Here is a 21,583-nt window from a genome sequence, read left to right on the forward strand (position 1 = left end):
GAGTACACCCGGGTAATCAAAGTTTCCTTGAACAATCACTGAACTCCTTCTCACTTATCTTGAAATCAGCTATCTGAATCGGTACAATGACAGGTAGTGAAAAAAGTTTCAACAGGAAAGGGTTGTCGGCAAATGGCAAACGAATTTCGGGTTTGCGATGATTGTCAAGCCGTTGATGTAAAAACATTGATTCCGAAGCTGAAAGAGTTGGATCCCGAAGCTTCCTTTGATATAGGGTGCCAGTCATACTGCGGTCCAGGCCGTAAAAAGACCTTTGCCTTTGTCAATAATCGCCCAGTCGCGGCATTGACTGAAGATGAACTGATGGACAAGGTTCAAGCAAAATTGAAGAAATAATTACATCCCGGCCGCTGCGTCACTGTCAATCAACTGACTTTTGAGGCAGACGGCTGTTTTCTTTTTACGATAAAACGATGTTGATGGTGGAGAGCAAAGACTCCATTTTGAAGCAAAAAATTTATTTTCTGTCTCAAAAATTGAGACGCCGGCGTTCGAAAGACGTCTGAATTTGTCAAGACGTGAAGAGAAAAAATTACCCGATATAATAAAAAGAAGATAGAGAAGAGGGACAGCGATGACGTATGCGATGCAAAAGCTTGCCGAAGAGAAAGTGTTTAAGGATCCGGTTCACCGCTACATTCATGTGCGCGATCAGGTGGTGTGGGATTTAATCGGAACACGTGAGTTTCAGCGTCTGAGAAGAATCCGTCAGCTCGGCACGACGTATCTGACATTTCATGGGGCAGAGCACAGCCGGTTTAATCATTCACTTGGGGTTTATGAAATTATCCGCCGTATCGTGGATGATGTTTTTGCGCCACGCCCGGAATGGGATAACAGCGAGCGGTTGTTATGTCTTTGTGCTGCGCTTTTGCATGATCTCGGTCACGGTCCGTTCTCGCATTCTTTTGAAAAGGTGTTTGAATTAGACCATGAGGAGTTTACCCAGGCGATTATTTTAGGGGATACAGAAGTGAATGCTGTACTAAAAAAAGTATCATCAGCATTTCCTCAGCAGGTCGCAGATGTCATTGCGAAAACCTATGATAACAAGCGTGTAATCAGCCTGATTTCGAGTCAGATTGATGCAGACCGGATGGATTACCTGCAGCGTGATGCTTATTTTACCGGGGTCAGCTACGGTCATTTTGATATGGAGCGGATTTTGCGCGTGCTTCGTCCAAAAGAGGATCAGGTTGTCATCAAATCAAGCGGGATGCATGCCGTTGAAGATTACATTATGAGCCGTTATCAAATGTACTGGCAGGTATACTTCCATCCTGTAACGAGAAGTTCTGAAGTCATTCTGACCAAGATTCTTCACCGGGCAAAAGAGCTGAGTGAGCATGGCTATGAATTCGCCTATGAACCAAGGCATTTTATGTCGATGTTCTCAGGAAACGTTACGCTTAAAGATTATTTGAATCTCGATGAGTCCATCGTGATGTACTATTTTCAAATGTGGGAAGAGGAGAAGGATCCGATTTTAAGCGACCTCTGTCACCGTTTTATGCAGCGGCGCCTGTTTAAATACGTTGAATTTGATCCGTCGAAGGAATATAAAAAGCTGAATAAGCTTGAGCAGCTGTTCAGGGAAGCAGACCTTGATCCGGAGTATTACCTTGTGGTGGATTCCTCATCTGATCTTCCATATGATTTTTACCGGCCGGGTGAAGAAGAGGAACGGGTACCGATTCACCTGCTCATGCCAAATGGTGAGCTTCGGGAATTATCGCGTCAATCTGAGATTGTAGATGCGATTTCAGGGAAAAGAAGAACAGATCATAAACTTTATTATCCAAAGGATTATCTGATGGATGATTCCAGTCATAAAGAAACGAAAGAAAAAATCCGTGCCATTTTAGGGGTTAGTGAGCATTAATAAAGGAGAGAGCCAGCCATGATGAAGGATCACGCCAGACTGATGAAGGCGTTTTCTGCCCTGGGGGAGATTGTCGGCAGAAAGAAGCTTCAGAAGATCATCTTTATTGCCAAAAAGCACAATTATGCTTTTCATGAAAAATATCAGTTTCATTTTTTCGGACCGTATTCAGAGGAGCTTACATTGCGTGTGGAGGAGCTCTGCAATATGGGGTTCATTAAAGAATTTAATGAGAAGAAGAGCGGCTATTATCAGTACCGTTATGAAGTGACAGAAGAAGGACAGGCGTTTTTAGAGGCGCAGAATGAACTAGCCGCTGAGAATCTTACACCGTTCCTGAAAAACCTGAACGAACAGTCGTCCCGTTTTCTGGAGCTTGTCTCTACGCTGCTTTATTTCGATACGCTTGAGATGGATGCGCGTATTGAGAAGGTGCAGAAGGTAAAAGCCAAACAGAATTACATGGATGAAGAAATAGCGGAAGCTTTGGCATACATAGAGCAATTGAATCAGCTTGTTTGATGCATGACCAAATAAAAAGGCATGACGCGGATGCGCCATGCCTTTTTAAATTTATTTAGACTCAACCAGATGAAGCTCAGGCTTTTCTTTTCGTGTTGTCGTACAGATGGATTCCCAGTTGTGGGCTGCGCCGTCACGCATGGTGACGATCCGGTCGGCGATGGCTTTGGAATCTTCAAGGTCATGCGAAACGAAAATAGAGGTGATACCTGTTTTTTTGATGATTTCTCTCAGCTCGCTCCGGATTTTGATCTGAAGCCCGGCATCCAGGTTACTGAATGGCTCGTCCAGCAGCAGAAGTGAAGGCTTTGGAGCAAGTGCGCGTGCAAGAGCAATACGCTGCTGTTGTCCGCCGCTTAGTTCGTGCGGATAACGTTTTGCGTATGATGTCATATTAACGAGCTCAAGCACTTCGTCAGCACGCTGTTTTTTCGCTTTGCGGCTGTATTTTTTCAGGCCGAATTGAATGTTTTCAAGCACGGTCATGTGAGGGAACAGTGCGTAATCCTGGAATACCATTCCGATTCCGCGCTTTTCCGGTAATACGAAGCGGCGGTCGTCTGTCATCACTTCGCCATCAATCGTAATCATACCTTTAGAAGGAACCTCAAGTCCGCATAGAAGTCTTAGAACTGTACTTTTACCGCTACCGCTGTCTCCCTGTATTGAAATAATCTCACCCTGCTGAATTTCGAGGTGAAACTGATTAATTGTGTTTTGTTTTGTGTTTCCGTAACAGAAGCATAAGTCTTTGATTTGTACGAACATATTATTTCGGCTCCTTTTCTAAAACTTGATGAAATACATAGATCGCAATGGCGCTGATGACGACGATGATGATCGAAGCTAATGAAGCTTCCTGTATTTGTTCATCATTTGCATACTGATATGCTTTTGTGGCTAAGGTGTCAAAGTTAAATGGACGTAAAATCAAGGTGAGCGGCAGTTCTTTTAAAATATCTATAAATGCGAGAATAAACCCGCTGATAATCGGTACTTTAATCATTTTCAGATCGACTCTAAAAAACGTCTTTGTTAAGTTCATCCCAAGCATTCTCGAAGCTTCCGTATATTTGTTCCCGATTTTATCAAATCCGGCCTCAACCGAGTTGTAGCCGATCGCGAGGAATCGGATAATATAGGCGGAAATTAAGATAAACAGGCTTGTACTTAAGAAAAGGGAAGCTTCCATCCCCATTGAATCATAAAAGTTAAACAGGAAGTTATCGATATCGATAAACACTGTGCTGATTCCAACCGCAATGACGGCGCCGGGAATCGAATAACCGAGAATCGTCACACGGGCTGCTGATTTTGAAAATACGCTCTGGTGCATACGCGAGAAGTTCGCGATAATAACCGCAAACACCATCACGAGTGCAGCTCCAACAAAAGAGACCAGCAGTGAGTTCATCATCAGCTGTGTAAATACAGGAGATGCGATTTTTTCAAACGTCAGAATCGTCCAGTCAATCATTTGGATAAACGGGATTAAAAATCCGAGCATAAAAATAAATAAACAATAGCTGAATGCCGTCCAGGCTTTTGCACCCTGAAGCTTAATCGGTGTGAGCGGCCGGACTTTCGCTGTTGTCGTACTGTACTTTTTACGACCGCGCAGTACTTTTTCCAAAATTAAAATGGCAAAAACGATAAACATTAATGTTGCTGAAAGCTTTATAGCGGAATTCAGGTCATTCATACCAAACCACGTCTGGAAAATCGCAGTACTGAAGGTTGGAACCCCGAAATAAGAAACGAGCCCATAATCATTTAACACCTCTAGCAGTACGAGACTGACACCGCCAACAATGGCTCCGCGGGAAATCGGAAGCACGACGCGGAAATAAATCTCCCATGCATTTCGTCCAAGCAGCCGCGCATTTTCAACGAGTGCAGCGGACTGGTGAGATAAAAATGCACGCGTAATCGTGTAAACGTAAGGGAACAAAAATAATGTGAAAATAAAGATTGCACCCGGCATATTCAGGATATTGAAGTAAGACTGATTCACGGTAATATCCCAGTTGTTTCGCAAGGTGGTCTGGATCACGCCGGTATAGTCCAGGATTCCGTTATATGTGTAACCTGCAATATAAGGCGGAATCGCAAGTGGCAGAATTAATGCCCATTTGAAAAATCGTTTCATCGGAAAATCATAGGCTGACACAAGCCAGGCAAGACTCGTTCCGATTAAAATGGCAAATAATCCGGTGAATATCATGATTAAACTAGTATTTTTAAGTAGATTAGGCAGGATAAATTCCTGGATGTGCTCCCAGTTTTCTGCTCGTTCTGTAAAGAAGTTAACGAGAATCGTCAAGTTCGGTAGCAGAATCAGGATCACAATGATCATACTGAGAACGGTCCAGATATTTAAATAGCCAGGTAATTTACGAAACAGCTTCAAAAGGGACACGTCCTTAAAACAATTCAAATCTCCGGTTTAACATAAACCGTCCCTGATAATGATAACAGTTCTCATTTGTTTTGTATAGATGAAAAGGCTTTATTCGTGGTGGTTTACGAGGTGGAATATGTAAAATCGGGCAGGTTTTTAGCTAAATTGGGGGTTTATTTGAACATCGTGTGACAAAAGTGGCGTTGGTGGGTGTGGGTTGTCGATTCCTATTCCTTCACTTAAGGAACTTATTCGTGTTTTTAAGATTTTAATTCCTTCTTTCCAGGACATCATTCCCTCTTATGAAAAAATAATTCAATCATTCAACCTTCATTCGCTATTTTTCCCATCCTTACACTTAGTGGATTCCTTCAATTGAGAACAGATTTCCTTCACTATTCAAATGGATTCCATCATTCCCTAAATCCCTTGAGAAAGCTAGCGGTTATTTAAAAACATTGCTTAGGAAATTCTTGCTTTTTCTCTGTGGTGACACGGCTGTCATAGGCATTACTCAAGAAAAATGTTACTGTAAATATTCCATCATAGCTGATACAAAAAAAGGTACTTACACCATTAAAGAGTGTAAGTACCTTTTTGACATTCTATTTCGTTAAAATAATCTTACTTCCAGCCAACTTCGTTCATGATCTGGATGGCACGGTTGTTGTTTTCTCCAAGTTCAGTCAGGTTCAGGTCCTGCTCTTTGAACTCGCCCCAGCTTTGAAGAAGCTCAGATGCTTCTACGTTAGGGTTGGCAGGGTATTCGTAGTTAGTTTCTGCGAATTGCTCCTGTGCAGATTCAGATGAAAGGAACTCAATGAATTTCTGAGCATTTTCAACGTTTTTGCTGCTAGCAGTGATACCGGCACCACTGATGTTGATGTGTGTACCAGTTGTATCCTGGTTCGGGAAAACAATTTCAAGCTGTTCAGCTACTTTTACTTCTTCTTCATCTTCTGAATTTAACATTTGGCCAAGGTAGTATGTGTTCATTACAGCTACATCACCTTCACCAGAAGCAATACCTTTTGCCTGGTCGCGGTCTCCACCTTCAGGATCGCGGGCCATGTTGTTGACAATTCCCTGAGCCCATTCTTTTGCTGCCTCTTCACCATCAATTGAGATCATAGAAGCCATTAGTGATTGGTTATAAATGTTTTCAGATGAACGGATCAACACGCGTCCAGCCATATTTTCGCTTGTAAGGTCAGAATAGTTCTGGATTTCTTCAGGATTTACACGGTCTGGGTGGTAAGCGATGATACGTGCACGTTTGGTTAAACCGTACCATTGATTATCAGTATCACGCAGGTTTTCCGGAATGTTTTCGTTTAAAACATCGCTTTCAAGTGGCTGCAGAAGCTCCTGTTCTTTTGCACGGTGTAAACGTCCAGCATCAGCTGTCATAAATACATCAGCTTCAGAAGCTTGTCCTTCACGTTGCAGGCGGGCAATTAGCTCATCGTCTTCACCTTGAATGACATTAACTTCAATGCCTGTTTCTTCTGTAAATTGATCATATAGCGCCTGGTCAGTGTCATAGTGACGGCCAGTGTAAAGATTTACTTCGCCAGCTGATTCTTCAGTTTCGTTTGAAGAACCGCTTTCATTTGAAGTCGACTCTTCTTCACCTGAATTGCCACATGCAGTCAGGATCGCAAGGATCAACGTTAAACCGAATAAGTACCAAACTTTTTTCATTATGTGCACTCCTTATGTCGAAATTTAATTGAAAATAATTATCAGCACTATTCAAATTATAATGATAATCATTCTCAGGTCAATAGGTAATTACATATTTCTTTTTATTTTTGTTTTTTCAGGGATTTAGAGAGGGGAAGCTTTGTGTGAAAGTGCAACTTGATATAGCCAGGCATTTTGTTGGTGCGCTTGACGTTATGAAAACGGTGCAAATCTGAAAAGTGTAAGGGAGAGAGCCGGAATCGTACATTTAATTTCCAGAACGATACAAATGTACGTTTCATCAGTACAATTATTTCTTGAATCGTGACAAAAAACCTCGTTGCAAGTGTGAACGTTACAATTAATTTTTGAATCAATACAAATAAATCCTGGTTCGATGTAATAACTTATCATAACAGGACAATTCCCAACCTTTTAGGGAGTGTCCGCATTTCCCAAACAGCAATCTTCATGGAGGGAGCCAGTGCTTAATTTACATACTGGCTCCTTTACCGAAAGAAAGCCCGTGTCTGATTGTGAAAGTTATCAGTTGAAATCTGCTGATATCATCCGATTTTCCTCTCAGGAGAAGAGGTCTCACTAAAGCGACTGAAATAAGGGTGTGTAAAACCAATCAGAGCAGGAGTCATGATCAGCAGACCGATCAAAAGGTAGAGCGGGCGCATATCGGTGGTCCCCACGAGAAGTGTGCCGACTGCAATTCCTGCTGGCATGGACAACCTGACAATTAAAAGTCTTATTGAAAATAAAACCCCTGCCTGCTCATTTGTCACAGACCGCTGAAAGAAGGCGGCGTTATGTATGTTGAAGAATGGGAAGAAAATGCCTCCTAAAAGCTCGCATATTAGGGCGAAGGCAAAGTTCGGGCTGACAGCTAAACCTGCAAATGAGAGTCCTCCTGCAAAAAGTCCAAGAAACATAACCCTCTGCTTCGAGAAAGGCAGTGTAAGTTTTCCTGTCAGATAAGCGCCAATCACATATCCCAACGGAAACATCCCCGCAAACCAACCGTAAGCCACTGTTGACTGATTGAGTTCATCCATAATAAAAGGAATATTGATCACGAGTGTTACACCGACACCGAATTGAACAAGGCCTGAAAAAACAGTAAGCCACACTAACGTTTTATGGTGCCAGAAAAGCTGATACCCTTTCTGAATCTGACTGCTCCATGAGCTCCGAACATTGAGGGTCCGTTGCGGCTCATTTAACGTTCTTAACCCGAGGGCGCTAAGCAGGAAAAGTAATGCTACGATTCCATACAGCCATGCAGTGTCTGTCAATGTAATCAGAACGGCTCCTGCAGGAGGTGCAAGAAAACTCATGAGCCTCATTGTTCCGTCCATCCAGGCGTTTCCTTTAACAAGATCCTCGTTATGTAAAATAGCAGGCAGCAATGCAAGTCCTGCAGGTGTATAAAGAGGCTGGACGATCCCAAGTACTATCTGAATGAAAAATAAAACCCAGAGCTCCAGATGACCGGATAAGTACAGCAGGGCAGGAAGGAGGAAGGTCCAGAAACGAATCATCTGAACGACAATCATCAGCCTTTGACGACTGAACCGGTCAATGAACGGACCGGCTCCCAACTGGATGACCAGTGACGGGATGAAATATAAAAGCCAAAGGGTCCCCATCGCTGCTTTTGATCCGGTAATCTCATAAAGTAGCAGAGCGTTCATCAGGGCTCCAACTGCCCCTCCGAATTCTGATAGCGTTTGTCCGATATACAAAGAGCGGAATGACCGGTTTTTTAACAACAAAAATTTATTCATAAGAGTCCAGACCCAGCCGATTCATTGAGCGCATATGCAGCTCTTTAAGAACGTCTGATTTTAATGAATATCGTTGATCCTTTAAAACAACAATGCCGGCAGATCTCAGAATGGCAAGATGGTGATGAATGGTAGACTTTCCGACTGATAGCTCCTGACTCAATTCATTTAATGAGTGTGCTTTGTTACTTAACCGGTTGATTAGCAGAATTCTGTTTTCGTCAGCAAGCGCTTTATGGAATAATACGAGCGCTGCCTGATCTGATTCATCTAACAGACTGGAATCATCAGCAGGGTAGTGCACGATGAGTCTGTCATCATGCATGGTTTGAATGGTCCAGGGTCTGTAAATCAGGTGTGGAACCAATTCGATCTTTGTGACGCCAATCGGAGGCTGAAATGAATCACCTAACACTTTTTGATAAAGGTGCTTCGCCGGCGATTTCATCTTATTGATGCGTTGTCTCTCCTTTATCATGGCGGTCTCATACCTTGTTTGTTCATTAATCGCCCAGGCTCTGTACCAGTCAGACATGAGAGTAAGAAGGTGTTTTTTGAGTATGGGAGTATTCACTTCTTTTAAAAATTGAAGATACGGATTGAAAAATGAATCATTTTTATATTCTTTGATAAGTGATTCAAATGCATCTCTGTCCCCGATTGAAAAAAGCTTTCTTTGGCCGGACGTTCCGACTGGAGGCAGGGCCTTAAAGATCAAATCCGAGTTATGTAACGCATTGATGTATGTAACAAACCCTGCAAGATCATCCTCCCCGTAATGACCGATTAACTGAAGAAGCATTCTCCAAGTGTTGTGTTTTGTGCAATACTCGATTTCCTTAATGGAGTCAGGTGCAAGTGCTGAAACTAAATCTGTCCATTTTTTCTCCTTCACTTCTAACGTATGTCTAATCTCTGAATATGTATAAGCGGCAAGTCCAAGCGCAGCTTCATAAAGACTTAAATGTTTGAACGCTGTCTCGATTCGTTTATCAGGTACACCTTGCGTTAAAAGATTCATACAATCATCCTTTCTAGTTTCTGTTAACTATTAATTCTATAAATATAGAATAAAACCTTTATTTAATTTCATATTTATAAAATAAAAATTTTCATGAACGTTTTTGAATGTTTTTGATTATTTTTGATTGATTTTTGTAAGCGTTCTCTTTATAATGAATTCAAAGATAGCAGGAAAAGGAGGATGGATATGCTGACTGAAGAACGGTATTCCATCATTTTAAATAAAGTGAAGTCACGGGAAACGGTAAAGATCCAGGACCTGATCGAGGCGACTGGAGCCTCTGAATCAACGATCAGGCGTGATCTGACAGAGCTTGAGAAAAAGAAGTTTATTAAGCGGATCCACGGTGGGGCAAGGCTGATGGAACGTATGACGGACGAACCGAGCATGGATGAAAAATCAGCCAAAAACCTTCATCAGAAGAAAGAAATTGCGCGTTTAGCGGCATCTTTCATTGAAAAAGGTGACTGTATTTTCCTTGACGCAGGAACGACGACAAGGCAGCTGGTTGAGTTTTTATCTGAAGACGATCTCATTGTTGTGACCAATGGGCTGATGCATGTTGAAGCGCTTATGCAAAAAGGGATTCGAACTTATTTAACGGGTGGTGTGATTAAACCGAAAACGAATGCGCTGATCGGAAGAGGGGCGATTGATTCTTTAAGAGCTTACCGATTCGACAAAGCATTTATGGGGACGAATGGTGTCCATTATGAGTCAGGCTATACGACACCGGATCCGGAAGAAGCGCAGGTGAAAGCAGAAGCAATGAGCCTTTCAAGGGAAGTGTACGTGTTGGCCGATGCTGAAAAAATTGGAGAGATTGCTTTTGCCAGATTCGGAGAGCTGCAGGATGCGACACTCATCACAGAAGAATTTGAGGAAAATGCTTCATTTTACCTTAAGCAAACGACTGTAAAAGAGGTGAGATCATGATTTTAACCGTCACACTAAATCCTTCAGTAGATTACGTTGTGAGGTTGGACAGCCTTCACCAGGGTGGGTTAAACCGAACGGAAGATACTGCTTTTTTTGCAGGGGGAAAAGGCATTAATGTATCTCAGGTATTGAAGGAGCTCGGGGTGCACAGTACAGCAACCGGATTCACTGGCGGTTTCAGCGGACAATTTATTGAGCAGTCGCTTAGTGAAAAAAAGATTACGGCAGATTTTATTCAAGTACAAGAGCCTTCCCGCATCAACATTAAGCTGAAAACAAATGAGGAGACTGAAATTAATGCTTCAGGTCCCGCCATTAGCGAGAGCAGTATTGAGGCATTATTTGAACTCGTTGGCCGCTACGGAGAAGGAGATATTCTCGTACTCGCCGGCAGTATTCCGGCAAGTGTTCCGAAAAATCTTTACGGTCTGCTTGCTGAAAAGGCACACGGTCTTGGGATGAAGGTTGTCATTGATGCGGAGAAAGCTCTGCTGGAGCCGGCGCTGAAGATACCGCTGCATTTCATAAAACCCAACCATAAGGAACTCGCTGGCTACGTTGGTGAGGAAATCAACACCATTGAGCAAGCGGTCAAACACGGGCGTCAATTTTACAATCATCATAATATTGAGTACTTGATGATTTCGATGGCTGAAAAAGGGGCCGTATTGATTTATAAAGATGATGTTTATATAGCTGAACCACCTGCCGGTAAACTCGTAAACAGTGTCGGAGCAGGTGACTCATCCGTCGCAGGGTTTTTAGCCGGTCTGAAAAGAGGGTTATCAATCAAAGAGGCGTTCTCACTCAGCATGGCATGCGGAGCGGCTACTGCATTTTCAGAAGGACTTGCCACAATAAATGATATCGAACACTATCAGCCACTGGTAAACATAAGGGGGTCAGAATCATGAAAATAACCGATCTATTAACCAAACAAACGATTCAGCTGTCACTTGCATCAACTGAGAAGCAGGGCACCATTGATGAAATGGTCGACCTGCTGGACCGCGCTGGAAAGCTGAACGATGCGAAGGCTTATCGTGAAGCCATTCAGGCGAGGGAGGATCAGACAACAACCGGTATTGGTGAAGGAGTGGCGATTCCTCACGCTAAAACAAAAGCAGTAAAAGAACCGGCGATCGCCTTTGGCCGCTCAGTGTCAGGACTTGATTATGAGTCACTTGACGGACAGCCTGCACACCTCGTCTTCATGATTGCAGCAACAGAAGGGGCTAATGATACTCACCTTCAGGCACTCAGCCGCTTGTCGGTTCTGCTTTTAAAAGAAGAGGTGAAGCAGGGGCTGTTAGATGCTAAAACACCAGATGACGTGATCAGCTTAATTTCACGCTTTGAAGAGGAAGAGGCTGAAGAGGAGCAGGTGTCCTCTTCATCGCAGGGACAAATTCTTGCTGTAACAGGGTGTCCAACTGGAATCGCCCATACTTATATGGCAGCAGATGCACTGAAAAATAAAGCCAAAGAGATGAATGTTTCCATTAAAGTTGAAACAAACGGCTCTGACGGTGCGAAAAATGTGCTGACGGCAGAAGAAATTGAAAACGCTGTTGCGATCATTGTAGCAGCTGATACGAAGGTTGAAATGGAGCGCTTTAAAGGAAAACGTGTCATTGAAGTACCGGTCACAGACGGCATCCGCAAAACTGAGCAGCTGATCACACGCGCTGTGAACCAGGATGCACCTGTTTATCAGGGAAGCGGCAGTACGGAAAAGAAAGAAGAGGGTCAGGCAAAAGGCCGGACAGGTGTGTACAAGCATCTGATGAACGGGGTTTCCAACATGCTACCGTTTATCGTAGGTGGAGGGATTTTAATCGCGCTGTCCTTCCTGTTTGAAGATCAGATCACGGGTGAGCGTTCGGCGATTGGAGATATTTTAAGCTACATTGGTGGTGAAAATGCCTTTTTCCTTATCGTTCCTGTTTTAGCCGGGTTTATTGCAATGAGTATTGCAGATCGTCCGGGGTTTGCACCAGGTATGGTCGGCGGTTTGATGGCAGCTTCAAGTGGAGCTGGCTTCCTTGGCGGGATTATCGCCGGGTTCCTGGCAGGTTATCTCGTAGTCGGCTTGAAACGTGTTTTCTCAGGGTTACCACAGGTGTTTAATGGCTTAAAACCTGTATTGATTTATCCACTTTTTGGTATTTTGTTTACAGGTCTGATTATGTACTGGGCGGTACAGCCTTTAAGTGCAATTAACCAGGGTGTGATCAACTGGCTTGGCGGCCTTGGTACAGGAAACCTTGCTCTTTTAGGACTGTTGTTAGGTGGGATGATGGCGGTTGATATGGGTGGTCCGATTAATAAAGCAGCGTATGCTTTTGCACTTGCCGTAGCGGCTGACAGTCAATTTGGACCGCAGGCAGCAGTAATGGCCGGAGGGATGGTACCTCCGCTCGGAATGGCTCTTGCCACAACACTTTTCCGTAAAAAGTTTAATGAGCAGGAGCGAAAAACAGGTGTCTCTGCCTATTTCCTTGGTGCTTTCTTTATCACAGAAGGAGCATTACCTTTTGCGGCATCCGACCCGCTCCGTGTGATTCCGTCAGCCGTCCTTGGCTCAGCGGTAGCAGGTGGACTGACACTCTGGTTTGATCTGGCACTGCGCGCACCACACGGCGGAATTTTCGTCTTCGGAACCCTCGAAGGTGCCTTCACAAACATCGGCCTGTATGCACTCGCAATCCTGATCGGAACAGTCGTAACAGCCGTCACGGTTGGGTTGTTGAAAAAGCCGGTTCAGCCTTGATGGTGAAAGATAGATAGGCTTCCGACGGAAATGGTGTTGGCGATCAACAGAAAGTTCGCCACGATCAACAGAATGCGAGCTGCTATCGACGTTTTTTCGTTGTCTATTAACAGAACTTGGTCGGCTATCAACAAATTGAGTGTTATTTAATAATTGATCAACATTAATGGCTTGTCTATCAACAGAAAAGAAGGCTGCGACTCCCCTCGGCGGAAAAGGACAGGTGAACCTCCGACGGCGCGAAGCGACTAGGATGTTCACCGTCCGGATTCGGAAAGCGTCCGCCTTGCGCGAAGCTCACCGGCTATTTAAACAGCCATGATGGAATGTTCCGTCACATATTTTAAAAGCCTTTATGCTTTCATCGCATAAAGGCTTTTTCAATCCAATTATTCGCTGTCACTCAAACGTTTACCCGCTACACCATAATGGTTTTTGCTCATTTCTTCAATAAACACAACAACCTTATCCTTTGACGCGCCAGTCGTTTCAACCACAGCGTCAGTGACTTTTTCCACAAGCGCTTTTTTCTGCTCTTCGTTACGGCCTTCAAGCATTTTAACAGTTACATACGGCATATCTTGGTCATCTCCTTTAAAAGTGTCAGCATCGTATCGGCATTTGAAAATGTGATACAATCGAAACGGATACGATCTTTTATTATTGTAAACGCATTAGCATTAAAAACAAATTATTTAACTGAACAATCAGTTAGTTTTATAAAAGGAGTGGACGGGATGTCTGAGAAAAAGAAGAATATTGGATTTAACATCATTAAAAATGATCCGACAGACGGCCACGGAGGCTTTGGTGTCGGAGCGCTCAGCCTTGATAATGTTTCACCGGTCATTATTGATGTAGCCGAGCGGGAGGCAGAGGTTGATATTGGTGCGATGCACGCGCGATCAAAAGTGGAGAAAGGTATTAAATTCACCGTGAATCGTGAAGACTCAGAAGGCGGAAAGGATTACTGGCTCGTCTGGGTAACCATCGACCGTAAGCCTGAAGGACCATACTACGCGGGCGTGACAGCGTGTGAAATGGTGGTCAATCGTGAGAAGCGCAGAGGCTATAAAATTCTGGCTGACCATGTGAACCGGATGGACAAATCGATGAAACGTAAGATCATCGTCGACCATATGGATGAGCCGTCTAAAAAAGTACTGGCTGACTTTTTAAAGAACCATAATGAAGCGTTCTGGCATGCATCAGAACCTGAACTTCATCAGGCGCTCTTGTCAATCGAAACCTGACATTATTGAACAAATTGTGACGGATTCCGTAAAACTGCCATCGCGTATTGCCTGACATCGTGAAAGGGAGTAAACTTTACTTACAGTTGCATAACTATGTAGCTAGGACACGAAAAAACCCGAGGCCGCACACCTCGGGATTTTTTGTGTCCTTTTTTATTACTCACCAAACAATCGGCCGAGCCAGTTTTCATTTTCCTCCTGCTCAATCACCGGTTCTCCGGGTGGCGCGACTGTATTTCCTTCACAATCCTCCACGGGTTCAGTTGATTCCAGGAAATAAGCCGTGCGCGGTTCATTGCCGCATGATGCAGCATTTAAAAGACCTGTGTGGGGATCCATCTGAACGGCACGGACACCGGCTGGAGGAACAAAAAATTTCTCCGGCTGCTTCGCATGCGCTTTTTCCATAAAGTCAATCCAGATCGACTTTGCTGCAGCCTTATCCTCAGACAATGTCAGCTCACGTGCATCATCATATCCGGTCCATACGCCGGCAGTTAACGTAGGTGAATAACCGATCATCCATTGATCAGAATTGGTTGTCCCAGATTTTGCTGCGTACTCACGGGTTTTCTGATCCAATAAGGTAATACCGGTCACGGTCGAATAATCATTTAGCACAGGGTCAAACGTGCCCGTCAGCATATGTGTCATCACAAACGCGGTCTTCTGATCGAGTGCCTGCTTGTCCTTCTGCTTCTGCTCGTAAATGACTTTTCCATCCGCATCCTCGATCTTGCGGATTAACACCGGCTCCGTTCTTTTGCCGTCATTGGCGAATACCGAATAGGCATGAATCATTTCAAGCGGCACAACTTCAGACGTACCGAGTGCTGCAGAAGGCAGTTCAGATACAGGGGTGGACAGTCCGAATCTCTTAGCTTCTTTTTGCAAAACTTCTCCGCCTAAAAACTGGTGCGCTTTCACCGCATAAATATTATCCGAGATCGCAATCGCCTGAGCGAGCGTAATGGCATCATTAGCAAATTTATGATTAAAATTCAGCGGCGCATATTCACTCCTGCCTTCATCATAATAAAAGGTCGTCGGCTCGCTTTTCATTGTCGTAGCAGGCGTGAATCCGCGTTCGAGTGCACCTGTATACAAAATAGGTTTGATGGTTGAACCCGGCTGTCTTTTTGCCTGAGTGAAACGGTTAAATGGACTGTTTTCATAATTACGTCCACCTACCATTGCTTTTACATAACCGTTTGAAGGATCAATCGCTGCAAAAGCAACCTCAAGCTCAGTCTCAGCGGGCATTCTTTCAGCTACTGTTTCTTCAGCGGTTTTTTGCAGTGTTGAATCCAGTGTCGTATAAATTTTAAGACCGCCAAACTTTAAATAGTAAGGCTCCAGTCCCTCGATTTGTTCAAGCTCCTGCCAGACGGCCTCCTGAAAATAAGGTGCAGTCCCGAGCATTTCAGCAGCAGCGGTCACGGCTACGACAAGCTCCTCTTTCTTCGCCTTTTTTGCCTCGTCAGCTGACAGATCACCATTTTTCTGCATCACAGACAGAACAAGTTCCTGTCGTTCCTTCGCCTCGTCGAAATTTTCAAGAGGGGAATAGCCATAAGGGGATTTCGGAACCCCGGCAAGCATCGCAGCCTGGGCGAGCGTCAAATCCTCAGAAGACACCCCGAAATAATAGCGGCTCGCTGCCTCAATTCCATACATCCCGTGACCGTAATAAATCGTATTCAAATAACCCTCCAGAATATCTTCCTTCTCATAATTCCATTCCAGACGAATCGTGTACAAGGCCTCATTCAGCTTTCTGGTCCACGTTTTATCATGAGTCAAATAAAGATTCCGTGCATACTGCTGCGTAATCGTACTCGCACCCTGCACCTTTGCCATGGCTTTAATATCAGCAATCGCTGCGCCGGCAATCCGGGTGAAATCAAACCCTTTATGGTCATAAAACTTCCGGTCCTCAACAGCAAGCGTCGCCTTGACAACATGAGGCGAAATATCCTCAAGCGGCATCCAGTAACGCTTCTCGCCCGAAGTCCGCTCACCAATTATCTCATCATTCGCATCTAGAATCAGCGTAGATTGTGAAACCGCAATCGAAGGCGGACCGGTCGTTTTGGCATAAAAGTAGAGCGCAAGAATCGTGCCACCCCATAAAAAACTGAACACAAACAGCGTCAGAACAGCTAACTGCAAAATCCTGAAACGCTTCCTCCGCCTTCTTCTCGATATACGACCCATTAGCCCCACCTCCTGGCGATTTTAAAGTGCTTTTATAGAGTGATTTTTTTGAGAGTAGTTAAATAAGAGCAAAGAGTGGTCAAATAACCTTAAAGAGTGGTCAAATAACTTCAAAGAGTAGTTAAATAACTATAAAAAGTGGTCAAATAATCAAGAAAAGTGGTCTAATGCAAAATGATTTGCTTGTGCATCACTAATTTTTCGTTCCCTGTTCCGATTTGCAGTTGAATTTCACGAAAGTGACCAAGCTGAGGCATAAAGTGTCCAAGTTTAGTTGGAAAGTGACCAAACATACTCTGAAAGTGACCAAGTATCGACCAAAAGTGTCCAAACTTCCCTTGGAAGTTAACAAACGCACGCCTCCGCTTTTCGTGATGTCTAGCTGCGGCGACTAGCCCCTCGAGGTCATAAGTCAAAGCTGAACGAGGGCGAAGATCAGCCCTCTTTTCATCTTCGCCTTATGTTTGTCGGGGCTGGACGAGTCGCCTCCACTTTTCCTGATGTCCAGCTCCGGTTCGCAGCGGCTAGTGCGCTTCCCTCAGCTCATTTCGATAAGTCAACATCAGCTCCCTGCGTTCGCTGTGTTTCCTTTATCTTAATCGCTTCAGTCCACCGCATACGCCGCTAAACGCGAACCTCCGCTTTTCGGAATAGTATGAGCCTGTTTTCACCTTTTTAAACATCCTCAAAAAATAGCTTGAATTCTGTGTATTTTTCTCTATACTTTTTCTCATGTGTGTTTTAATTTTTTGTGTTGTGGAAAACACGAAACGATGTTGCTGATAGACTCGGAAAACGATTGAAATAAAGGTGCTGCTTACTGGCAGGGCAAACGATATGGATCATAAAGGAGATATGCAAAATGGCTGGATTCTGGTTTACAGAAAAGCAAACAGAGAATTTCGGAATTACGATGAAGGTGAAGCAGACGCTTCATACGGAACAGACTGACTTCCAACTGCTTGAAATGGCTGAAACGGAAGAGTGGGGCAATATGCTGTTTCTTGACGGCATGGTCATGACTTCACAAAAAGATGAGTTCGTTTACCACGAAATGGTGGCGCACGTTCCATTATTTACGCACCCGAACCCTGAGAATGTACTCGTTGTTGGCGGTGGAGACGGCGGCGTGATCCGTGAAGTGCTGAAGCACCCATCTGTAAAGAAAGCGACGCTGGTTGAAATTGATGGAAAGGTAATCGAGTATTCGAAGAAATACCTTCCTGAGATTGCAGGCGATCTTGAAAATGAGCGTGTTGAAGTGATCGTAGGCGACGGATTTATGCACATTGCTGAAAGTGAAAACGTGTATGACGTAATCATGGTTGATTCTACTGAGCCTGTTGGACCGGCAGTAAACCTGTTTACAAAAGGATTCTACTCAGGTATTTCAAAAGCGCTGAAGGAAGACGGCATCTTTGTTGCGCAGTCTGACAATCCTTGGTTTAAAGCGGATTTGATCAAACAGGTCATGAGTGATGTGAAGGAAATTTTCCCGATCACACGCCTTTACACAGCGAATATCCCAACGTACCCAAGCGGTCTATGGGCGTTTACACTTGGCTCTAAAAAGCATGACCCGTTAAAAGTGGCGGAAGAGCGTTTCCACGAAATCGACACGAAATACTACACGAAAGAGCTTCACAATGCTTCATTCGTGCTGCCGAAATTCGTGAAGGATTTAACGGAATAAGGAGGCACCTGCTGTGAAATTTGATGAGCAGTATTCAGGTAACGTATTTATTAAAAGTCACCCGAGTTATGAAGAGAGCCAGGCAGTCATCTACGGTATGCCGATGGACTGGACCGTCAGCTACCGTCCAGGCTCCCGTTTTGGCCCGGCCCGCATCCGTGAAGTTTCAATTGGTCTCGAAGAATACAGCCCGTATCTCGACCGCGAGCTGGATGACGTTAAATATTTCGATGCAGGGGATATTCCGCTGCCATTCGGAAACCCGTATAAGAGTATTGACTTAATCGAAAAGTATCTCGACACCCTTTTTAAGGATGGGAAATTCCCATTAGGTATGGGTGGGGAGCACCTTGTATCGTGGCCGGTGATGAAGGCTGCGGCGAAAAAATATAAGGACCTCGCGATTATTCACATGGATGCCCACACCGACCTTCGCACGGATTATGAAGGAGAGGAGCTGTCACACTCCACACCAATCCGCAAAATCGCCGAGCATATCGGACCGAACAACGTCTATTCATTCGGTATCCGTTCAGGCATGAAAGAAGAATTCGAGTGGGCAAAAGAAAATGGCATGCACATTTCAAAATTTGACGTACTTGAGCCATTAAAAGAAATCTTGCCAACCCTTGCAGAACGTCCAGTTTATGTCACAATCGACATCGACGTACTTGATCCGGCTCACGCACCTGGAACAGGCACAGTGGACGCTGGCGGAATCACATCACGTGAACTCCTCGCATCCATTCACGCCATTGCAGGATCAGACGTCAACGTCATCGGAGCCGACCTCGTAGAAGTCGCACCCGTCTACGACAACTCAGAACAAACAGCCAACACAGCCAGCAAACTCCTACGCGAAATGTTGCTTGGATTTGTAAAATAAAACGCTAAACTGTCCTGATCATCAGGGCAGTTTTTCTAATGAAAAGCAGAGGCAACTCGTCCAGCAGGTTTATTTGCCAACTCTTTGAGGTTATTTGCCAACTTATTCCGATTATTCAACAACTCTTTTGCTTTATTTGACAACTTTCCTAAGTTATTTAACAACTTAACCTCATTATTAAACAACTCTCACGAAAAATCCTGGCCCTCCCCATCGGAGCTAGACAGCGGGAAGGACGGTTCCGGCACGGTTCTATACGAACACAACAATTTCCCTGAAAAATCCATCCCTACCTTTCCTCCACTTCACATTGCATTTTCAAGCATTCCTTTCTATAATAGTAAGGTTAATAATTCGGACGAAACGGAGTGAGACCAGTGGAAAACTCGACACCCGTATCCATTCACCTCACCACGGTGATTACCCAGCCGGACGGCTCAAAAGAAGCACTATCCTTCCGCTCAGAAGGCGAATGGATTCAAAAAAACGATATTCACTATTTAAAATACGATGAAACTCAGGAAGCCGGAACAGTCCGTACCATTGTAAAAATGGAAGAAGACAGTGCCGTTATCCTGAGAAGCGGTGCTTTGAAAATGCGGCTTGCCTTCAGACGGGGCGATAAAATGATGAGCTCCTATGAGAGCGAGTACGGCACGCTATCCATGATCACAGATACAAAAATTTATACCCATACAACACCAGGCTCAGAAAAGGGCCGTTTTCATATTCGATACGGACTCGAAATGCAGGGCAGCAGCGTCGGTTCTTATGATATGACGATTGATTACAAGGAGGCAGCACAGGGATGACCATTGCAATTGAAATTCAGGAAAAGTTAAAGCAGGAAATTAAGGATGCCGTTTTAAAAGCGGGATTGGCAACAGAAGATCAGCTTCCCGAGGTGATTTTAGAAACGCCTAAGGATAAAGCAAACGGAGATTTCTCTACGAATATGGCGATGCAGCTTGCGCGTGTTGCGAAAAAAGCACCTCGCCAGATTGCTACAGAACTCGTTGAAAACTTTGATCAGTCTAAGGCGTCGATTCAAAAGGTCGATATTGCCGGACCTGGTTTTATCAACTTTTACATGGATAATTCTTACCTGACTGACTTGATTCCAGCAATCCTGACAGCAGGAGACGCTTACGGTGAAACAAATACAGGAAAAGGTGAAAAGGTTCAGGTTGAGTTTGTATCAGCGAACCCGACAGGCGATCTTCACCTTGGACATGCACGCGGGGCATCTGTAGGTGATTCACTATGTAACGTACTCTCAAAAGCAGGCTACGATGTTACGCGTGAATATTATATTAATGACGCCGGCAATCAGATTCACAACCTGGCAAAATCAGTGGAAGCCCGCTATTTCCAGGCGCTCGGCAAGGATATGGAAATGCCTGAGGACGGCTATCACGGTGCTGATATTATCGGTATCGCCAATACGCTGGCAGAAGAGTTCGGTGATAAGTACGTTCAGGCATCTGAAGAAGAGCGCTACGAATTTTTCCGTGAATACGGTTTAAAATACGAGCTCAAAAAACTGCAGGATGATCTTGAAGCATTCCGCGTTCCTTTTGATGTATGGTACTCAGAAACGTCTCTTTATACGAGCGGTAAAATCGATGACGCGCTTAAAGTGTTAAAGGCGAATGGGCACGTTTATGAAGAGGACGGTGCGACGTGGTTCCGTTCAACTGAGCTTGGCGATGATAAGGATCGCGTGCTGATTAAGAATGACGGATCTTACACATATCTGACACCTGACCTTGCTTATCACCGTGATAAGTTTGAGCGTGGTTTTAAGAAAGTCATCAATATCTGGGGAGCCGATCACCACGGGTACATTCCTCGTATGAAGGCGGCTGTTGAGGCACTTGGCTACAACCGTGATGATCTTGAGGTGGAAGTCATCCAGATGGTTCAGCTGTATAAAGACGGCGAAAAGATGAAGATGAGTAAGCGTACGGGTAAAGCCGTGACGATGCGTGAGCTTGTTGACGAGGTTGGTCTTGATGCCGTGCGCTACTTCTTTGCGATGAGAAGCGGTGATTCACACATGGACTTTGACCTTGATCTTGCTGTTTCACAGTCAAACGAAAATCCGGTTTACTATGCTCAATATGCGCATGCCCGTATTTGCAGCATTCTTCGCCAGGCTGAGGAAAATGGTTTCAGCTTTGCAGATCAGGCGGACGTGTCACTGATTGGCACGGAAAAAGAAATCGATCTTCTGAAAAAGCTTGGGGAATTCCCGCAGGTTGTCGGTTCAGCTGCTGAGATGCGTACGCCTCACCGTGTGGCCACGTATATTAACGAGCTTGCTTCTGCGTTCCACAGTTTCTACAATGCGAATAAAGTACTTGACCCTGAAGCACCTGAGCTGACAAAAGCACGTCTGAACCTGATTCAGGCTGTGCGCCAGACGATCAGCAATGCATTAAAGCTGATTGGTGTTGCGGCTCCTGAGAAAATGTAAGGAATCAA

At 44.5% G+C, this 21,583-nt stretch carries 18 protein-coding genes; 11 read left to right on the forward strand and 7 right to left on the reverse strand.

Annotated features, from left to right (window positions below; all coding sequences use genetic code 11):
- The first annotated feature begins 132 nt into the window (after positions 1-132).
- The 3 genes from E2491_RS15145 to E2491_RS15155 all read left to right on the forward strand — a co-directional run bounded on the left by E2491_RS15145 (position 133) and on the right by E2491_RS15155 (position 2,425).
- Entirely contained in the window at positions 133-357 is a 225-nt protein-coding gene (locus tag E2491_RS15145) for a YuzB family protein (protein ID WP_134376470.1), read from the forward strand.
- A 238-nt stretch (positions 358-595) separates the two neighbouring features.
- Positions 596-1,903 (forward strand): HD domain-containing protein, encoded by a 1,308-nt coding sequence (locus E2491_RS15150; RefSeq protein ID WP_134376471.1) that lies wholly within the window; start codon positions 596-598, stop codon positions 1,901-1,903.
- Positions 1,904-1,921: 18 nt separating this feature from the next.
- Positions 1,922-2,425, forward strand: a complete 504-nt coding sequence (locus E2491_RS15155) for a YwgA family protein (protein ID WP_134376472.1) — start codon at positions 1,922-1,924, stop codon at positions 2,423-2,425.
- Between the two features lie 51 nt (positions 2,426-2,476).
- Here the strand turns inward: E2491_RS15155 and E2491_RS15160 are convergent, their stop codons facing one another.
- The 5 genes from E2491_RS15160 to E2491_RS15180 all read right to left on the reverse strand — a co-directional run bounded on the left by E2491_RS15160 (position 2,477) and on the right by E2491_RS15180 (position 9,329).
- Positions 2,477-3,193 (reverse strand): ABC transporter ATP-binding protein, encoded by a 717-nt coding sequence (locus tag E2491_RS15160; protein WP_134376473.1) that lies wholly within the window; start codon positions 3,191-3,193, stop codon positions 2,477-2,479.
- A gap of 1 nt (position 3,194) precedes the next feature.
- On the reverse strand, positions 3,195-4,781 hold the full coding sequence (locus E2491_RS15165; RefSeq protein WP_134376529.1) for an ABC transporter permease: 1,587 nt from the start codon (positions 4,779-4,781) through the stop codon (positions 3,195-3,197).
- 669 nt (positions 4,782-5,450) lie between these two features.
- A complete protein-coding gene (locus E2491_RS15170) occupies positions 5,451-6,530 on the reverse strand; it encodes a Fe(3+) ABC transporter substrate-binding protein (RefSeq protein ID WP_134376474.1) in 1,080 nt (359 codons plus the stop codon).
- Positions 6,531-7,078: 548 nt separating this feature from the next.
- Entirely contained in the window at positions 7,079-8,308 is a 1,230-nt protein-coding gene (locus E2491_RS15175; RefSeq protein WP_134376475.1) for an MFS transporter, read from the reverse strand.
- Positions 8,301-9,329: an ArsR/SmtB family transcription factor gene (locus E2491_RS15180; RefSeq protein ID WP_134376476.1), complete on the reverse strand. Its 1,029-nt coding sequence runs from the start codon at positions 9,327-9,329 to the stop codon at positions 8,301-8,303. The genes E2491_RS15175 and E2491_RS15180 overlap by 8 nt, the downstream gene beginning before the upstream one ends.
- A gap of 189 nt (positions 9,330-9,518) precedes the next feature.
- Between E2491_RS15180 and E2491_RS15185 the strand changes: the two genes are divergently transcribed.
- Genes E2491_RS15185 through E2491_RS15195 form a run of 3 tightly spaced genes read left to right on the forward strand, consistent with a single transcriptional unit; the run spans position 9,519 to position 13,044 of the window.
- Positions 9,519-10,268 (forward strand): DeoR/GlpR family DNA-binding transcription regulator, encoded by a 750-nt coding sequence (locus E2491_RS15185; protein WP_134376477.1) that lies wholly within the window; start codon positions 9,519-9,521, stop codon positions 10,266-10,268.
- Positions 10,265-11,185 carry a 1-phosphofructokinase gene (pfkB, locus tag E2491_RS15190; RefSeq protein WP_134376478.1) on the forward strand — a complete coding sequence of 307 codons (921 nt, stop codon included), beginning with the start codon at positions 10,265-10,267 and terminating at the stop codon, positions 11,183-11,185. The genes E2491_RS15185 and pfkB overlap by 4 nt, the downstream gene beginning before the upstream one ends.
- A complete protein-coding gene (locus E2491_RS15195; RefSeq protein ID WP_134376479.1) occupies positions 11,182-13,044 on the forward strand; it encodes a PTS fructose transporter subunit IIABC in 1,863 nt (620 codons plus the stop codon). Before pfkB ends, E2491_RS15195 begins: the two co-directional genes overlap by 4 nt.
- A gap of 389 nt (positions 13,045-13,433) precedes the next feature.
- Here the strand turns inward: E2491_RS15195 and E2491_RS15200 are convergent, their stop codons facing one another.
- Positions 13,434-13,622, reverse strand: a complete 189-nt coding sequence (locus E2491_RS15200) for a 2-hydroxymuconate tautomerase (RefSeq protein WP_134376480.1) — start codon at positions 13,620-13,622, stop codon at positions 13,434-13,436.
- 159 nt (positions 13,623-13,781) lie between these two features.
- On the opposite strand from E2491_RS15200, the gene E2491_RS15205 reads away from it, so the two are divergent.
- Positions 13,782-14,297, forward strand: coding sequence for a YwhD family protein (locus E2491_RS15205; protein ID WP_134376481.1), 516 nt, complete (start codon positions 13,782-13,784; stop codon positions 14,295-14,297).
- Between the two features lie 159 nt (positions 14,298-14,456).
- On the opposite strand, the gene E2491_RS15210 is transcribed toward E2491_RS15205, so the two are convergent.
- Entirely contained in the window at positions 14,457-16,517 is a 2,061-nt protein-coding gene (locus tag E2491_RS15210) for a transglycosylase domain-containing protein (protein ID WP_134376482.1), read from the reverse strand.
- A gap of 862 nt (positions 16,518-17,379) precedes the next feature.
- On the opposite strand from E2491_RS15210, the gene speE reads away from it, so the two are divergent.
- The 4 genes from speE to argS all read left to right on the forward strand — a co-directional run bounded on the left by speE (position 17,380) and on the right by argS (position 21,575).
- Positions 17,380-18,210 (forward strand): spermidine synthase, encoded by an 831-nt coding sequence (gene speE, locus E2491_RS15215; RefSeq protein ID WP_134376483.1) that lies wholly within the window; start codon positions 17,380-17,382, stop codon positions 18,208-18,210.
- Positions 18,211-18,223: 13 nt separating this feature from the next.
- Positions 18,224-19,096 (forward strand): agmatinase, encoded by an 873-nt coding sequence (speB, locus tag E2491_RS15220; RefSeq protein WP_134376484.1) that lies wholly within the window; start codon positions 18,224-18,226, stop codon positions 19,094-19,096.
- Between the two features lie 377 nt (positions 19,097-19,473).
- Positions 19,474-19,908 (forward strand): YwiB family protein, encoded by a 435-nt coding sequence (locus E2491_RS15225; RefSeq protein ID WP_166805905.1) that lies wholly within the window; start codon positions 19,474-19,476, stop codon positions 19,906-19,908.
- The gene (argS, locus tag E2491_RS15230) at positions 19,905-21,575 is read left to right on the forward strand and encodes an arginine--tRNA ligase (protein WP_134376486.1); all 1,671 of its coding nucleotides are present in this window, start codon (positions 19,905-19,907) and stop codon (positions 21,573-21,575) included. The genes E2491_RS15225 and argS overlap by 4 nt, the downstream gene beginning before the upstream one ends.
- Positions 21,576-21,583 lie beyond the last annotated feature (8 nt).

Source organism: Jeotgalibacillus sp. R-1-5s-1, assembly GCF_004405105.1.
GTDB lineage: Bacteria > Bacillota > Bacilli > Bacillales > Jeotgalibacillaceae > Jeotgalibacillus.

What these genes read in the sequence shown, in the direction of transcription:
- pfkB (WP_134376478.1), top strand. Translation starts at nt 10,265, where the DNA reads ATGATTTTAACCGTCACACTAAATCCTTCAGTAGATTACGTTGTGAGG.
- E2491_RS15185 (WP_134376477.1), top strand. Translation starts at nt 9,519, where the DNA reads ATGCTGACTGAAGAACGGTATTCCATCATTTTAAATAAAGTGAAGTCA.
- E2491_RS15205 (WP_134376481.1), top strand. Translation starts at nt 13,782, where the DNA reads ATGTCTGAGAAAAAGAAGAATATTGGATTTAACATCATTAAAAATGAT.
- E2491_RS15155 (WP_134376472.1), top strand. Translation starts at nt 1,922, where the DNA reads ATGATGAAGGATCACGCCAGACTGATGAAGGCGTTTTCTGCCCTGGGG.
- E2491_RS15145 (WP_134376470.1), top strand. Translation starts at nt 133, where the DNA reads ATGGCAAACGAATTTCGGGTTTGCGATGATTGTCAAGCCGTTGATGTA.
- E2491_RS15150 (WP_134376471.1), top strand. Translation starts at nt 596, where the DNA reads ATGACGTATGCGATGCAAAAGCTTGCCGAAGAGAAAGTGTTTAAGGAT.
- E2491_RS15195 (WP_134376479.1), top strand. Translation starts at nt 11,182, where the DNA reads ATGAAAATAACCGATCTATTAACCAAACAAACGATTCAGCTGTCACTT.
- E2491_RS15180 (WP_134376476.1), bottom strand. Translation starts at nt 9,329, where the DNA reads ATGAATCTTTTAACGCAAGGTGTACCTGATAAACGAATCGAGACAGCG.
- E2491_RS15175 (WP_134376475.1), bottom strand. Translation starts at nt 8,308, where the DNA reads ATGAATAAATTTTTGTTGTTAAAAAACCGGTCATTCCGCTCTTTGTAT.
- E2491_RS15170 (WP_134376474.1), bottom strand. Translation starts at nt 6,530, where the DNA reads ATGAAAAAAGTTTGGTACTTATTCGGTTTAACGTTGATCCTTGCGATC.
- E2491_RS15165 (WP_134376529.1), bottom strand. Translation starts at nt 4,781, where the DNA reads ATGATCATTGTGATCCTGATTCTGCTACCGAACTTGACGATTCTCGTT.
- E2491_RS15160 (WP_134376473.1), bottom strand. Translation starts at nt 3,193, where the DNA reads ATGTTCGTACAAATCAAAGACTTATGCTTCTGTTACGGAAACACAAAA.
- E2491_RS15210 (WP_134376482.1), bottom strand. Translation starts at nt 16,517, where the DNA reads ATGGGTCGTATATCGAGAAGAAGGCGGAGGAAGCGTTTCAGGATTTTG.
- argS (WP_134376486.1), top strand. Translation starts at nt 19,905, where the DNA reads ATGACCATTGCAATTGAAATTCAGGAAAAGTTAAAGCAGGAAATTAAG.
- speE (WP_134376483.1), top strand. Translation starts at nt 17,380, where the DNA reads ATGGCTGGATTCTGGTTTACAGAAAAGCAAACAGAGAATTTCGGAATT.
- E2491_RS15200 (WP_134376480.1), bottom strand. Translation starts at nt 13,622, where the DNA reads ATGCCGTATGTAACTGTTAAAATGCTTGAAGGCCGTAACGAAGAGCAG.